This window comes from Pseudomonas monsensis (assembly GCF_014268495.2).
GTDB lineage: Bacteria > Pseudomonadota > Gammaproteobacteria > Pseudomonadales > Pseudomonadaceae > Aquipseudomonas > Aquipseudomonas monsensis.
In genome coordinates this window covers 4,293,266-4,308,561 of record NZ_CP077087.1, presented here as the reverse complement: position 1 = coordinate 4,308,561, position 15,296 = coordinate 4,293,266, and the positions used below count along the sequence as shown (strand labels likewise).

Genomic DNA, 15,296 nt, shown 5'->3' with positions numbered 1-15,296 from the left:
TTAGAGTGAACAAGTCGGAACTGATTGATGCTATCGCTGCATCCGCTGATATCCCGAAAGCTGCTGCTGGCCGTGCGCTGGACGCTGTAATCGAATCCGTCACTGGCGCTCTGAAGGCTGGCGACTCCGTTGTTCTGGTTGGTTTCGGTACGTTCTCCGTGACTGATCGCCCGGCTCGTACCGGTCGTAACCCACAGACTGGCAAGACTCTGGAAATCCCGGCTGCCAAGAAGCCAGGTTTCAAAGCCGGTAAAGCTCTGAAAGAAGCTGTTAACTAAGTTTCAGGTTTTTACCCATCCGGGTCGGGGTCATGCCTGACTTGGCAGCGGAGCGGTAGAGCAGGTAGCTGATGCAGTTGCCTGTAACGCCGGGATCGAGGGTTCGAGCCCTGTCCGCTCCGCCAGTTACGAGAAGGCGCATCCTCGGATGCGCCTTTCTTCTATCCGGATTCTACCCACGCTCCACGGTTGCCAAATTTTGAAGTTCAACCGTTTCTGGGGGACGCATGCTGCAGAATATCAGGGACAATTCACAAGGCTGGATTGCCAAGACCATTATCGGGGTCATCGTTGCACTGATGGCTCTGACCGGTTTCGATGCCATTTTCAAGGCCACCACTCACAGCAATGAGGCGGCCAAAGTCAATGGTGAAGAAATCAGCCAGAACGAGCTGAGCCAGGCCGTTGATATGCAACGCCGTCAGCTGATGCAACAGCTGGGCAAGGATTTCGACGCTTCGCTGCTCGACGAAAAAATGCTCCGCGAATCGGCCCTCAAGGGTCTGATCGATCGCAAGCTGTTGCTGCAAGGCGCCGAACAGTCGAAATTCGCTTTCTCCGAAGGCGCACTGGATCAAGTGATCCTGCAGACACCTGAGTTTCAGGTGGATGGCAAGTTCAGTTCCGAGCGTTTCGACCAGGTGATCCGTCAACTGGGCTACAGCCGTATGCAATTCCGCCAGATGCTGGCCCAGGAAATGCTGATCGGCCAACTGCGCGCCGGTGTGGCGGGCAGTGGTTTTGTCACCGACGCGCAAGTGCAGGCATTTGCTCGTCTGGAAAAACAGACCCGCGATTTCGCCACGCTGAACGTCAAGGCCGATCCGGCGGCGGTCAAACTGACCGACGACGAGGTCAAGGCTTACTACGACGAGCACGCCAAGGAATTCATGACCCCGGATCAAGTGGTCATTGATTACCTGGAGCTGAAGAAGTCCTCGTTCTTCGATCAGGTTGCCGTCAAGGACGAAGACCTGCAGGCCGCGTATCAGAAAGAGATCGCCAACCTGTCGGAACAGCGTCGTGCGGCGCACATCCTGATCGAAGTCAACGACAAGACCACCGAAGCTCAAGCCAAGGCGAAAATCGAAGAAGTCCAGGCGCGTCTGGCCACGGGCGAGAAGTTCGAAGCATTGGCCAAGGAGTTCTCGCAGGATCCGGGTTCGGCCAACAATGGCGGCGACCTGGGTTACGCAGGTCCTGGCGTGTATGACCCGGCTTTCGAAAAAGCCTTGTACTCGCTGGCCAAGGATCAGGTGTCCGGTCCGGTTCGCACCGACTTCGGCTACCACTTGATCAAGCTGCTGGGCGTTGAAGCGCCGGAAGTGCCGACCCTGGCCAGCCTGAAAGACAAGCTGACTCGCGAGCTGAAAGCTTCGCAGGTCGAGCAGCGTTTCGTCGAGGCGACCAAACAACTGGAAGACTCCGCATTCGAAGCGTCCGACCTGGCCCAGCCAGCGGCGGATCTGAAGCTGACCGTGCACACCTCCAAGCCGTTTGGCCGTGAAGGCGGCGAAGGTGTTGCGGCCAACCGTGCCGTGGTCACTGCAGCCTTCAGCACCGAAGTGATCGATGAAGGCGCCAACAGCACCGCCATCGAACTCGATCCGGAAACCGTGATCGTCCTGCGTGCCAAGGAACACTTGAAGCCTGCTCAACTGCCGCTGGAAAGCGTCGCTGCGGCCATCCGCACTCAGTTGACCAAAGAGCACGCCAGTGCGGCTGCCAAGACCAAGGCGGAGAAGCTGATCGCTGATCTGCGTGAGGGCAAGGCGCCGCTGGACAAGGCGGTTGACGGTCAGAGCTGGAAAGCCACCGCTGCGGCCACTCGTGCGCAAGAGGGGGTTGATCCTGCGGTGCTGCAGGCGCTGTTCCGTATGCCGAAGCCGGCTGCCAAGGACAAGCCGACGTTCAGCAGCGTGACGCTGTCGGATGGCAGTCTCGTGATCGTGCGCCTGAACGGCGTTAACGAAGCGGCTGCGCCGACGGATGAAGAGAAGGCGCAGTATCGTCGCTTCCTGGCTTCCCGTGAGGGGCAGCAGGACTTTGCGGCGTATCGCAAGCAGTTGGAGAGTCAGGCGGATATCAAGCGGTTCTGATGTTTGCTTGAGCTGTCATGAGAAAGCCCCGGCTCGTTGGTCGGGGCTTTTTTTTGGGCTGTGAATCGTGGCGGCCTTTGGGCCGGCCATGCTTTGGGTGGGATGTGTGTATATCCGTTGCTGCGGGTGTTGCTGATTGGGGTTCCGCCCTTACGGCGGGTCACTTTTTCCAGACGCCGAAAAAGTAACCAAAAAGGCTTTACCCTGACGTTCGGCCCTCGCCGTGGCTCGGGTCCCTTCGCTCCGGGATTGATCCGGGGGCATCGCCTCCGGTTTGCTTCGCTGCACCTCCTCTCGATGTGTTTGGCTTCGCCAAACGGTCGCTACGCTCCCACCCCCGGATCAATCCCTCCACTCAGCCTGCCGACGGGCCCTCAGATCAAAAGCGGTACTCGAGCTAACGCTCATCGTGTTGAGTGGTGAGAAGCAAGGGCTGTATGCTGTGTGCTGTGTGCTGCCTTTGCTTTTCTGTGGGAGCTGGCTTGCCAGCGGTGGCGGCCTGCCAGCCGACCAAGCTCTTGCAGACTGCACGCGATCCACCTGTAGGAGTGAGCCTGCTCGCGATGGCGGCCTGCCAGCCGACCAATCCCTAACAGAATGCACTCAACCCCTGTGGGAGCTGGCTTGCCAGCGATGGCGGCCTGAAAGCCGACCAAGCTCTAGGGCGCAATACCGAAGCGAGGCCACTCCATCGAAGCCGTCAGTCATGCGGCGCTGGCCGGGATGGTCTGCCAGCCGGACTTCATGACCCACGAGGATGTGGCGCGGTCGGCTAAAGCGGGCGCTGGATGCGCATCTGCAGCATGTCGGTCAGTTCTGGGTATTGTGGCCGTCCAGTCGTCATGCCTGCGCCAAATTGCGCGTCTTCATTGATCACTTGTCGTTGCGACTTTTCCCGGCAAATGATGGTCAATAGGGTTGTAACGGCTTTAAGACACAATCCATGCGCCGCAGGGCCAAGTTCTGTTGCACAATATGCCCCGGACTGTTTTCCCTCAGGATGTTTAATGTTGATTTCAACTCCCATGCGTGTCGTTGGGTTGGCGCTGTTGTTGACCGCTGTCGCTGGCTGTTCGAAGGACAAGCCGATGTATGAGCATGAGAACTTCGATGATTCCGGCACGTTCTCGCGCAATTATCCGGTGGCTGACACCGCGAGTTGCGAGGCGGCCCGTCGCGCGTTGCTCAGCCAGGGTTACATCATCACCAGCAGTGACCCGAAACTGATCAGTGGCCACAAAAGCTTCCAGCAAACCGGTGAAACCCACATGGAGATCAGCTTCAACGTGGTGTGTACCGAAGATGGCAGTTCCAAACACCATGCCACGATGTTCGCGAATGCCTTGCAGGACCGCTACGCACTGAAAAAAACCAACAATTCCGCCAGCCTCGGGGTTGGCGTGTTGGGTTCGGTGTCGATGCCGATCGGCTCATCGGACGATTCGATGGTCAAGGTCGCCAGCGAAACCGTGACTTCGCAAAAGTTCTATGAGCGTTTCTTTACTCTGGTGGAACTGTTCCTGCCGGCGGATGCGAAGAAAGCCGCACATATCGAAGAAAAGCCCAAGACTGATCTGGGTATGCCGGAGCCGAAGCCCGCCGCAGTCGCGCCGGCAACACCGGCACCGGCGGTAGAGGCGGCGCCCGCGCCGCCGCCTGCGGGGATTGTCGAGCCAGCACAGAGCATGACGCCGGCAGCCCCTGCAGCGACTCCAGCGCCCGCTTCGGTGTCACCGACGCCAACGGGCTCCGAGCCGGTCGTGCCGCCGGTCGAGTCCGCGCCGATCACCCCGGCACCGAGCGCTGAGCCTGCGCCGGCCACCGACACGATCACGCCGCCGGCGAACCCGAGCAATATCCCGCCGCCGTCCGAGCCGATTCCGGCGCTGCAGTAAACGCAGACGGCCCTTTGTGGGCGTGAGCCTGGTCGCGAAGACGGAGTATCAGTCGACATTCATGTTGTCTGGTTCACCGCTTCGCGAGCAGGCTCGCTCCCCCATCAGTTTTGCGGCGTACTCAAATCTCGTTACATTCCCCCGACAAAAATCCCGCGATAAATTCCTGACCGCCTGCTACGTTTTATTCATGAAGGCCGGGTTTCACTTTTCCTTCATACGGGCACGTTATGCTCGAGGCACTGGTTATTTGACCGGGCCCATTCAAGAGACCAGCAGGGGGATTGCACGATGGACGACTATCAAGAAGAGCTGCTCGAGTTTCAGGCCTTTGAACTGGATCAGCCAGAGGCCGCCGAAGACGCCACCGAGCTTTAAGGCTTCAAGCCGTTTTGCGGTGACTGCGGCGGAATTCGCCCGGGGTCTGACCGCTCCAGCGTTTGAATGCGCGCTGGAAGGCTTCGGCTGAGGCGAACCCGAGCAGGTAGGCGATCTCGCCGAAGGCCAGTTCGGTATCGCGGATGTAGGTCATCGCCAGATCACGGCGAGTGTCATTGAGGATTGCGCGAAACTGCGTGCCTTCCTCGGCGAGTTTGCGCCGCAACGTCCAGGTCGGCAGCTTCAGGCGTGCCGCCACTTCTTCCAGGTCCGGTTCGCGACCACCATTGAGCAATGGCCCCAGTAATTGCGTGATGCGTTCGCGCAGGCTGCGGGTGCGCGTCAACTGCTCCAGTTCTCGTTCGCACAAAGCGAGTAAATGCTTCCAGGTGCTGGGGCAGTGCTCGGGATTGCGCTGGGCCAGGCTGCTCAGGCTCAGGCGCAGTTGGTTGCGCTCGGTACCGAACTGAATCGGGCAATCACCCAGTACGGCGTAGGCTTCGCGGTAATCCGGTTCGTCGAATTCAATCTCGATGCGCTCCGCCCGCAACGTCTGCCGGCTGACACTGGACAACTGATGCAGCCACCCGGCGATGATCGAATCCACCACGAACCGGTTGTAGGCGTTGTACGGGCTGATCGAATAGAAACGCAGCCAGGCGCCATGGGCGTCTTCGTGGAAGCTTGACTGGCCCCGATAATTGGAACCGTACAGCGGTTCAAAACGAGTCAGGCAACGAGCGGCTTCGCGCACGGTCGGGGCTTGAGCGGCAGTCACCCCGGCCAGTCCAGCCTGGCTCAAGCGACTGAGCTGGCCCATGCGCAGACCGAGTGCCGGGTCGCCGGTCAACTGAATCGCCGCGTGGCCCAGGCGCATGTAACGCGGTATGGATAAACGCGCCCCGGCCTCGGCCAGGCGGGCAGCATCCAGTCCATATTGCTCCAATAAGGGCTGCGGATCGACACCGTGACTGTGCACCGCGTCGGCGAGGCTGTGCACGAAGCCTACCGATAGATCGCCCAGACGCATCGGCAGCGGTTTCATGGCTTACAACCAGATATTCAATAAACGCGCGCCACGGGCATCGCCGTCGGCGAACTGCTGACCGTTGCTGCTGAGAAAACTCTGACCCGAACCCGCCAGGTTCCAGAACTGCCCGCGCAGGAACACGCTCATACCGGCAAGCGCACGGCTGCTCGGTGGTTGCGCGGTCAGGGTCAGGCGATGCCACGCCTGGCCCTCGCTGACTTCACCAGGCTTGAGGCTGACCGAGCCCGGCGTACTCGAACCCTTGTAGCCGCGCCACGGTTGGTCCCACGCGCCATGGCCGAATACTTGCGCCGGCACGGCCACCAGTTGCACGCCTTGTTCGTCGAGTTTGCGGTAGTTGTCCGGGTACCAGCTGTCGCTGCCGATCAGCACGCCGAGGCGTCCGGCCGGGGTGTCGACCGCGTTGATGGTTTGATCGGTTTCGCCGGCCAGCACTTCCCGTTGATCGAAGACCGGGTGCATCTGCCGCTGCGGTTGCCCGAGCGGTACACCGTCACGCCCGAACACCACGCTGCTGTTGAACAGGGCGCCGCTGCCGGGTTTGAGCTGGCCGTCGCGGATGCTCGGTTCCGGCAGCACGATAGTGCCGGCCACCAGGGTTACATTGAATTCTTTGGCCAGGCCACCGAACAGCGCCTGGTAATCCTTGGCCATGGATTTGGACTTCATCCGCAGGTGCGCGTCGTTGAGCCGGTCGCTGCCCTTGGCGCTGAGCCAGGCGCGGGCGAACAGCAGCGGATTGCTTGCCGCCAGCCAGTTCATCGCTTCGGTGAGGGTCGGTGCCTGATACAACTCGTCCTTCTCGCCGCTGATCATCAACCAGGTGCCGACATGTTCCGGTAACACCACCACGGTTTTTTCATTCAACAGGCCCTGATCCTGTGCTTGCTGCAAATACGCCGCGAGTTTGCGGTGCAGGCGGTCGGGGCTCTGGTAGTCGGTGGGAAACAGCTCGGGCTGGATGCCCAGCAAGTTACCTCGGTCGGCCGGCGTACCCAGATCGACCGCCAGTTTGATGCGCAGGTCCGACAGGTAATGCCCCGCCGGCCGGTCCGCCGCCCACATGGCGTAGGTGGTCAGGGCGGCAACAATGGCCATGGAGAAAAACAGGTACAGAAGTTTGCGCATGAAAACCAACAACAGCCGGGTACAGGGTGTGACGACTAGGGTAGGGCCCATGACGCCGGTTGCCAAGGGGCGCTGCGCATTTGGATCAATAAGTTGTCAGTTACGGTCATTGAGTGACAGCGATGCGACTCTTAGTCTGTCGAACATGACTGACGGGGGACGCAGAGCTCCCGCACTTTTTCCGTGATCGCTCGTTGTGGAGTTACCGATGACCGCCGCTCATTACCCGCACCTGTTGGCCCCGCTGGACCTGGGATTCACCACACTGCGTAACCGCACCCTGATGGGCTCGATGCATACCGGCCTTGAAGAAAAACCGGGTGGTTTCGAGCGCATGGCGGCGTACTTCGCCGAGCGTGCCCGTGGCGGCGTCGGCCTGATGGTCACCGGCGGCATTGGCCCGAACGATGAGGGCGGGGTGTATTCCGGCGCGGCCAAGCTGACCACCGAGGAAGAGGCGCTCAAGCACCGCATCGTCACCCGCGCGGTGCACGAGGCCGGCGGCAAGATCTGCATGCAGATCCTCCACGCAGGGCGTTATGCCTACAGCCCGAAACAGGTCGCGCCGAGTGCGATCCAGGCGCCGATCAACCCGTTCAAGCCCAAAGAGCTGGACGAGGAAGGCATCGAGAAGCAGATCAGCGATTTCGTCACCTGTTCGGTACTGGCGCAGACCGCCGAGTACGACGGTGTCGAGATCATGGGCTCGGAAGGTTATTTCATTAACCAGTTCCTCGCCGCCCACACCAACCACCGCACCGACCGCTGGGGTGGCAGCTACGAAAACCGCATGCGCCTGCCGGTGGAAATCGTCCGCCGCGTGCGTGAAGCGGTTGGTCCGAACTTCATCATCATTTTCCGTCTGTCGATGCTCGACCTGGTCGAGGGCGGCAGCTCCTGGGAAGAAATCGTGACCCTGGCCAAGGCCATCGAGCAGGCCGGCGCGACGATCATCAACACCGGCATTGGCTGGCACGAAGCGCGGATTCCAACCATCGCCACCAAAGTGCCGCGCGCCGCGTTCAGCAAGGTCACCGCCAAGCTGCGCGGTTCGGTGAACATTCCGCTGATCACCACCAACCGCATCAACACCCCGGAAATCGCCGAGCAGATTCTCGCCGAAGGCGACGCCGACATGGTCTCGATGGCGCGGCCGTTCCTCGCCGACCCGGACTTCGTCAACAAGGCCGCTGAAGGCCGCGCCGACGAAATCAACACCTGCATCGGCTGCAATCAGGCCTGCCTCGATCACACCTTCGGCGGCAAGCTCACCAGTTGCCTGGTCAATCCGCGTGCCTGTCACGAAACCGAGCTCAATTATCTGCCGGTGCAGCAAATCAAGAAGATTGCGGTGGTCGGTGCCGGTCCTGCCGGCTTGTCTGCCGCGACCGTGGCCGCCGAGCGCGGGCATCAGGTGACATTGTTCGATTCGGCCAGCGAGATCGGCGGCCAGTTCAATATCGCCAAGCGCGTACCGGGCAAGGAAGAGTTCTTTGAGACCCTGCGTTACTTCAAGCGCAAGTTGCAGACCACCCACGTCGAGGTGTGCCTGAATACCCGCGTCGATGTGGCGAAACTGGTTGAAGGCGGTTACGACGAAATCATCCTCGCCACCGGCATCGCGCCGCGTGTGCCGGCGATTCCGGGCGTGGAGCATGCCAAGGTGCTGAGCTATCTGGACGTGATTCTGGAGCGCAAACCGGTTGGCAAGCGGGTCGCGGTGATCGGCGCCGGCGGTATCGGTTTCGACGTCAGCGAATTCCTCGTGCATGAAGGCGTGGCCACCAGTCTGGATCGCGCCGCGTTCTGGAAAGAGTGGGGCATCGACACCCATCTGGAAGCCCGGGGTGGCGTGGCCGGTATCAAAGCCGCGCCGCATGCACCGGCCCGCGAGGTGTTCCTGCTGCAACGCAAGAAGTCCAAGGTCGGCGACGGCCTGGGCAAGACCACCGGCTGGATTCATCGCACGGGCCTGAAGAACAAGCAGGTACAAATGCTCAACAGCGTCGAATACCTGAAGATCGACGACGAAGGCCTGCACATCCGCATCGGCGAAACCGGCGAGCCGCAAGTGCTGGCGGTGGACAACATCGTGATCTGTGCCGGTCAGGATCCGCTGCGTGAGCTGCACGACGGCCTGGTCGAAGCGGGGCAGAACGTGCACCTGATCGGCGGTGCCGATGTGGCGGCGGAGCTGGATGCCAAGCGTGCGATCAACCAGGGCTCGCGCCTGGCGGCTGAACTGTAATCCAGCGATAACCCCTGTGGGAGCGAGTAAGCCCGCTCCCTCAGCGGGATGTGTTGTGGCTGTTAAGATGGCGGTTCTTGTTCCGGAACCGCTTTCATGTTTTTGCCTTCCTCCGACTGGCTGCCCCAAGCCCCTCTTGAACCCCTTCAACTCGACTGGCTCACCCGCGCCGGCATTGAGGTCGCGATCCTGCGTCTGGACCGGATCGACCCGCTGATCAGCGGCAACAAGTGGTTCAAACTCATCGAACACCTCAAGACGGCCGATCTCGCGGGCGCCGAAGGCATCATCAGCCTTGGGGGCGCGCATTCCAATCATCTGCATGCGTTGGCGGCGGCAGGCAAGCGGTTGGGGTTCAAAACCGTGGGGCTGTTGCGTGGCCATGCGCAGCAAACGCCCACGGTGAAGGACCTGCAGGCGTTTGGCATGCACCTGCACTGGCTGGGTTTTGCCGGTTATCGCGCGCGGCATGCAGCGGATTTCTGGGTGCCGTGGCAGGCGCAATATCCGACGTTGCAGGCGGTGCCGGAGGGCGGCGGAGGATTGGCGGGCGCCTTGGGCTGCAAGGTACTAAAGGCGCAGGTTTGCGCACAATTAAGCAATCTTGGCTGGGACGATTACCACGGCTGGTGGCTGGCCTGCGGCACCGGAACCACCCTGGCCGGGTTGGTGTTGGCCGAGGCGGGCGAGCACCCGGTATATGGCGCTCTCGCGGTGCCGGAGGATCATGGCGTCACGCCGCAGGTCGAGATGATCCTTCACGAAGCCGGCCTGGGCCCTGGCGGGTACGAGCTGATCGACGCCAGTCGGGGCGGATTTGCCAAGGTCGATCCAACGTTGCTGGCATTCATCGAGCAGACCGAACAGGTCAGCGGTGTACCGCTGGAACCGCTGTATACCGGCAAGGCCTTGCTGGCGCTCAAGCAACGCATTGAAGCGGGCCGGTTTGCACATGGCACTCGGCTGGTCTTCGTGCATAGCGGTGGGTTGCAGGGACGTAGAGGATTCAGCCCCCTGCCATCGGGCGAATAACTTTCTGTGGCGAGGGGGCTTGCTCCCGCCGGGCTGTGCAGCAGCCCAAAACCGGATGACGCGGGTTGCTGGATTAATCGCGACCTCAGGGTTTACGACGACTGCACCGCCGAGCGGTAGCAAGCTCCCTCGCCACAGGTAAATCCCCTCAGCGCCAAGCCAATCGCCCGCCTGGAGATCAGCGTTCGACCCGTTTGGGCATCATCCGCAACAACGTGTTATCACCCACCACATAGTGGTGATAAATCCCCGCCAGTGCATGCAGCCCGATCAGCCAGTAACCGATTGTGGCGATCAGCACGTGCCAGCCTTCCACTTGTTTGGCGAATGCCTTGTTTTCCCCCACCAGCAGCGGCAGGTCGAAACCATAGAACATCACTTGATGCCCTTCGGCGCTGGTAATCAGCCAGCCGAGAATCGGCATGCTGATCATGAACAGGTACAGCGCCCAATGCATCAGCCGCGCCACAGTGATCTGCCAGCGTGGTGACGCGGGGAAAATCTTCGGCGCCGGGCCGAGGCTGCGCGCCAGCAGGCGAAACCACACCAGCACGAACACGGTCAGGCCGAGCATGTAATGCACTTCGCGGATCAGCGTGCGGCCGCCGCTGCCTTTGGGGAAGATACCGCGCAATTCCATGCTGGCGTACACCAGCACCAACAACACCAGCATCAGCCAGTGCAGCAGGACCGACACGGTGCTGTAGCGTGATTCGGAACTTGTCCACGGCATACGGTGTTTCCTCACAGATCAGGGTCGAGTCGTGCCGTTCTTGTGCGACGGCCTGCTTTAACTGTAATCCGCTTTGGCGGATTTGCCTGACGCTGATCGGTCTTTCACTGCTCTGAATCAAGGGGTGGGGCAATAAAAAACGCCAGTGTCGGGCAGACACTGGCGTTTTTTGTTTGTCGCGAGCGACAGCATCAGCTCGATTGCGGCATTTCACCGTTGGCCAGACGCTTGTTGATGTCGGCGATCACTTGCGGCAGATCGCTGATGGTGTCGATCATGTAGTGCGGGCGCGAGCCTGCGAACAGGGCGTGGATACGCTTGCGCTCACTGGCCAGCACGTCGCTGCTCAGGGCGCGGAACCCTTGGTAATCCAGGCCCAGCGCATTGCCGGAGCAGATCAGCGCGACGGTCCACATGCCGGCACGACGACCTTCGAGAATGCCCGGCACGGTGTCGTCGATTTTCACGCACGCGGCCACGTCGTCGATGCCCAGCGCAATCACGTTGGCCAACGCCTGTGCCGGCCAAGGGCGACCGTTCGGCACTTCGTCGGTGGCGACCACGTGGTCGGCGATGTAGCCGTTGGTGGCGGCCAGTTGCACAACTTTATCCATCACCTGCTTCGGATAGCCCGAGCAGGAACCGATCTTGATCCCCTGCTGACGCAAATTGGCGATGGTCTCCAGGGCGCCGGGAATCAGCGCCGAGTGCTCGGCAATCTTCTCGATCTGCAGTGGCATGAAGCGGTTGTAGATCGCGGTGACGTCATCGTCGGTCGGTGTGCGGCCGAATGCTTTGCGATAGCGCTCGGCGACCTGCGGCTGATCGCACAGGGTGCGGATGTGATCCCACTTGCCCATGCCCATCGGGCCACGGGCCTCTTCGATGGAGACCTGTACATCGAATTCGGCGAAGGCCTCGACGAAGATCTGGGTGGGGGCGAAGGAGCCGAAATCGACCACGGTGCCGGCCCAGTCGAGGATGGCGGCTTGCAGTTTGTCTGGATTTACATAATTCATGGCAATCAATTCCTGAGTTGGCAATGCAATTCAAACGGTAGGAGTGAGCCTGCTCGCGATAGCGGTTGATCATTCAACAACGTCATCGACTGACGCGGCCTCATCGCGAGCGGGCTTACTCCGGCAGGGGATTTTTGTGTGGAGCTTAGATGTCGAGAACTTCCATCTCGCGCAGCACTTCACCGACTGCCGCCACGGCCTGGCGCATGTCGTCGGGGCTGACGTGGCCGATGCAGCCGACGCGGAAGGTTTCGACCTGGGTCAATTTGCCGGGGTAGAGGATGTAGCCCTTGGCCTTGACCCGCTCGTAGAAGTCCTTGAACTGGTAGCGCGGGTCTTTCGGCGCATGGAAGGTGGCGATGATCGGTGCCTGAATCGCGGCAGGCAGGAAGCTGCGCAGCCCCAATCCAGCCATTTCTTCCATCAGTGCCTGGCAATTGGCGACGTAGCGCGCATGGCGTGCCGACAGGCCACCTTCTTCGTTGTATTGCAGCAGGGCTTCGTGCAGTGCGGCGACCACGTGGGTCGGCGGGGTGAAACGCCACTGGCCGGTCTTCTGCATGTAGGCGTGCTGGTCATACAGGTCCATTGCCAGCGAATGCGAATTGCCGGCCGCTGCAGCCAGTGATTCTTTGCGGGCGAAGACGAAACCCATCCCCGGTACGCCTTCCAGGCATTTGCCGGACGCGGCGATCAGCGCATCGAACGGCACTTTTTGCGCATCCACCGGCAGTGCGCCGAACGAGCTCATGGCGTCGATGATCAGGCGCTTGCCGTGTTGCGCAACCACGTCGGCAATGTCCGGCAGCGGGTTGAGAATGCCGGTGCTGGTTTCGCAGTGAATCAGCGCGACGTGGGTGATGGCGCCGTCGGCGCGCAGCAGCCGGTCAACATCGGCGGCGGTGGTCGGTTCGTCTTCGGCGGTTTCGAAGGTGCTGAAGGAACGGCCGAGCACTTCGCAGATCTTCGCCAGACGCTTGCCGTAGGCACCGTTGATCAGCACCAGGACTTTGCCGTCTCGGGGCACCAGGGTGCCGATCGCCGCTTCGACGGCGAAGGTGCCGCTGCCCTGCAACGGTACGCAGTGGTGAGTCGCCGCGCCGTTAAGAATTGCCAGCAATTGTTCGCAGAGGCTGGCGGTCAGTTGATTGAAGCGGTCATCCCATGACCCCCAGTCGACCATCATCGCCTGACGGGTGCGGGCCGATGTGGTCAACGGGCCGGGAGTGAGCAGGATGGGTTCGGCGATACTCATTCGTGTGTCCTCGGATTGCGCGGTGGGATGAAGCTACGGGGCATACGTTGCAATTCGCCGGTCTATCAATCAAATTGTTTGTTGTTATGCCAGCCATCAGTGAGAGTTATTCATGAACCTGTTCCAGTTGCGTGCCTTCGACGCCGTGGCCCGCGAAGGCAGCTTCACCCGCGCCGCTGCGCGGTTGTTCATCAGCCAGCCAGCCGTCACCGGGCACATCAAGGCGCTGGAGGAGCACTACCAGATCACCCTGTTGCGGCGCACGGCGCGACGGGTGGAACTGACGGAGGAGGGCACCAAACTCGCGGCGATCACCCGGGCAATGTTCGGTCTGGCCGAAGAGGCGCAGACCTTGCTCGAGGCGAATCGGCAGTTGCTGACCGGGCGCCTGGAGGTGGCGGCGGATGGCCCGCACATGGTCATGCCGATGCTCGCCAGCCTGCGTGCGCGTTATCCGGGGATCACGGTGAACTTGCGTCTGGGCAATGCTCAGGAAACCCTCGCGGCGCTGATATCGGAGCATGCGGACGTAGCGGTGCTGACCGAGGTCGAGCCACGCAAGGGCCTGCATCTGCAGGCGCTGAGCGAGTCGAGGATCTGCGCGCTGGTGCCGGCGGGGCACCCTTGGGCGGCGCGCTCCGGGGAATTGAAGCTCAAGGCGCTCGATCAGGTGATCATGGTGCTGCGCGAACCGGGTTCGATCACTCGCCGTACCTTCGACCAGGCGTGCGCGCAGGCGGCGGTCAATCCGCGGGTGCTGCTGGAACTCGATAGCCGCGAGGCGGTGACCGAGGCGGTGGCGGCCGAGCTGGGGGTTGGCGTGGTGTCGTCGGTGGAGGTCAGCCATGATCCGCGGGTGGTGGCGATTCCGATTGTCGGGGAAGGGCTGGTCAATCGACACATGATCGGCTGTATGGAGCGGCGGCAGGAGTTGCGCTTGATTCGGGCGTTCTTTGGTCTGGCACCGGCCTGATACACCGCGGTGCGTTCATCGCTGGCAAGCCAGCTCCCACAGGGATGGCGTCGTACACCAATTCGGGGCCACTACCAATTCTGTGGGAGCTGGCTTGCCAGCGATGGGGCCAGACCTGTTTACACCAGACTCTTGCGAACCATATCCAGGAACGTCGCCACCACTCGCCGCGAACTCTGCTCACGCAAACACACCAGCGTCTCGGTCAAGCGCCGGGTGCAATCGGTAATCGGCAACGCGCACACCCGTGAGTCCGCACCAAACTCCGCCGCCGACACCACCCCGACACCAATCCCCACCACCACCGCCTCGCGCGCTGCTTCCCGGCCTTCAACCTGAATCGCCGGGCGAATGCGAAACCCCGCCCGGGCCATTTCTTCTTCCAGGGTCTGGCGCGTCACCGAGCCGTGTTCGCGCAGCACCAGCGGTGTGTCATCCAGGTCCGCCAGGCAGATCGACTCACGTTCGGCCCACGGGTGATGGCGAGAGACGAACGCCACCATCGGGTCGTTGCGCAGCGGTACGCACAGCAGGCGTTCATCGCTGACATCACGCCCGAGCAAGGCCAGGTCGGCCTGGTAGTTGAACAGGCGAAACAGTGATTCATCGGTGTTGCCGGTCTCGATCTTCACGCTGATGCCCGGGTAGCGCTCGCAAAACCGCGCAATCTGCGGCAACACGTGCACCGGCGCATCCACTGCCAGAATCAGGCTGCCGGTCTGCAAGGCCTGGGATTCCTGCAACAACTCCTGTGCTTCAGCCTCAATCACGAACAGGCGCTGGGTGATTGCCAGCAGGCGTTCGCCAAGATCCGTCAGGCGCACGGAACGTTTATTGCGATGAAACAGCAGCACGCCGAAGCGTTCTTCGAGTTTGCGCACCTGGTCGGAAATAGCCGGTTGCGTGAGGAAAAGGCGCTCGGCGGCTTTGGTGAAGCTTCCATGGACGGCCACGGCGTGGAAGGCTTTGAGCTGGGCGTGGGACACCGACATGCAACCTCCAGTAATAAGCTGAGCTTATGTGTGAAATACGATAAATCGACTTTATTTATTAAACAGTAATTGCTTTGATCCGCTCACGCCATCGCTGACTGCCCGTTCGGGCAGCGCGCTGGCGATGAGCCTGTGCGTGCAACCGCAGGACTCATCTGACCGCTATCGCCTTAGGGATGGGGCGTTGGCGCAGTGCTCAACAATAAAAAACACAG

At 61.2% G+C, this 15,296-nt stretch carries 12 protein-coding genes and 1 pseudogene; 7 read left to right on the top strand and 6 right to left on the bottom strand.

The genetic code is table 11. From position 1 onward, the window contains the following. Positions 1-5: 5 nt before the first annotated feature. The 4 genes and pseudogenes from HV782_RS18905 to HV782_RS18890 all read left to right on the top strand — a co-directional run bounded on the left by HV782_RS18905 (position 6) and on the right by HV782_RS18890 (position 4,272). Positions 6-278 carry an HU family DNA-binding protein gene (locus HV782_RS18905; RefSeq protein ID WP_003183171.1) on the top strand — a complete coding sequence of 91 codons (273 nt, stop codon included), beginning with the start codon at positions 6-8 and terminating at the stop codon, positions 276-278. Positions 279-505: 227 nt separating this feature from the next. Next, on the top strand, positions 506-2,377 hold the full coding sequence (locus HV782_RS18900) for a SurA N-terminal domain-containing protein (protein WP_186744448.1): 1,872 nt from the start codon (positions 506-508) through the stop codon (positions 2,375-2,377). A 687-nt stretch (positions 2,378-3,064) separates the two neighbouring features. After that, positions 3,065-3,293 (top strand): annotated as a pseudogene (locus HV782_RS28640) (LysR family transcriptional regulator); the annotation flags it as partial. 91 nt (positions 3,294-3,384) lie between these two features. Beyond that, complete coding sequence (locus HV782_RS18890; protein ID WP_186744443.1) at positions 3,385-4,272, top strand: DUF2242 domain-containing protein; 888 nt, start codon at positions 3,385-3,387, stop codon at positions 4,270-4,272. Between the two features lie 382 nt (positions 4,273-4,654). On the opposite strand, the gene HV782_RS18885 is transcribed toward HV782_RS18890, so the two are convergent. Beyond that, positions 4,655-5,695: an AraC family transcriptional regulator gene (locus HV782_RS18885; RefSeq protein WP_128616423.1), complete on the bottom strand. Its 1,041-nt coding sequence runs from the start codon at positions 5,693-5,695 to the stop codon at positions 4,655-4,657. A 3-nt stretch (positions 5,696-5,698) separates the two neighbouring features. Beyond that, positions 5,699-6,829, bottom strand: a complete 1,131-nt coding sequence (locus tag HV782_RS18880) for a carbon-nitrogen hydrolase family protein (RefSeq protein WP_186744440.1) — start codon at positions 6,827-6,829, stop codon at positions 5,699-5,701. Between the two features lie 208 nt (positions 6,830-7,037). On the opposite strand from HV782_RS18880, the gene HV782_RS18875 reads away from it, so the two are divergent. Both HV782_RS18875 and HV782_RS18870 read left to right on the top strand, forming a co-directional pair. Continuing rightward, on the top strand, positions 7,038-9,077 hold the full coding sequence (locus tag HV782_RS18875; RefSeq protein WP_123462318.1) for an oxidoreductase: 2,040 nt from the start codon (positions 7,038-7,040) through the stop codon (positions 9,075-9,077). Positions 9,078-9,173: 96 nt separating this feature from the next. Continuing rightward, positions 9,174-10,109, top strand: a complete 936-nt coding sequence (locus HV782_RS18870) for a 1-aminocyclopropane-1-carboxylate deaminase/D-cysteine desulfhydrase (RefSeq protein WP_186744438.1) — start codon at positions 9,174-9,176, stop codon at positions 10,107-10,109. A 178-nt stretch (positions 10,110-10,287) separates the two neighbouring features. Here HV782_RS18870 and HV782_RS18865 read toward each other — a convergent pair whose 3' ends face one another. The 3 genes from HV782_RS18865 to HV782_RS18855 form a co-directional block, all read right to left on the bottom strand. Then, on the bottom strand, positions 10,288-10,842 hold the full coding sequence (locus HV782_RS18865) for a cytochrome b (protein WP_128615980.1): 555 nt from the start codon (positions 10,840-10,842) through the stop codon (positions 10,288-10,290). Positions 10,843-11,033: 191 nt separating this feature from the next. Further along, positions 11,034-11,861: a phosphonoacetaldehyde hydrolase gene (gene phnX, locus HV782_RS18860; protein ID WP_128615979.1), complete on the bottom strand. Its 828-nt coding sequence runs from the start codon at positions 11,859-11,861 to the stop codon at positions 11,034-11,036. Between the two features lie 145 nt (positions 11,862-12,006). After that, entirely contained in the window at positions 12,007-13,116 is a 1,110-nt protein-coding gene (locus HV782_RS18855; RefSeq protein ID WP_128615978.1) for a 2-aminoethylphosphonate--pyruvate transaminase, read from the bottom strand. Between the two features lie 112 nt (positions 13,117-13,228). Between HV782_RS18855 and HV782_RS18850 the strand changes: the two genes are divergently transcribed. Next, positions 13,229-14,089 carry a LysR substrate-binding domain-containing protein gene (locus tag HV782_RS18850; protein ID WP_128615977.1) on the top strand — a complete coding sequence of 287 codons (861 nt, stop codon included), beginning with the start codon at positions 13,229-13,231 and terminating at the stop codon, positions 14,087-14,089. A 119-nt stretch (positions 14,090-14,208) separates the two neighbouring features. Here the strand turns inward: HV782_RS18850 and HV782_RS18845 are convergent, their stop codons facing one another. Continuing rightward, positions 14,209-15,081 (bottom strand): LysR family transcriptional regulator, encoded by an 873-nt coding sequence (locus HV782_RS18845; RefSeq protein ID WP_123462326.1) that lies wholly within the window; start codon positions 15,079-15,081, stop codon positions 14,209-14,211. Positions 15,082-15,296 lie beyond the last annotated feature (215 nt).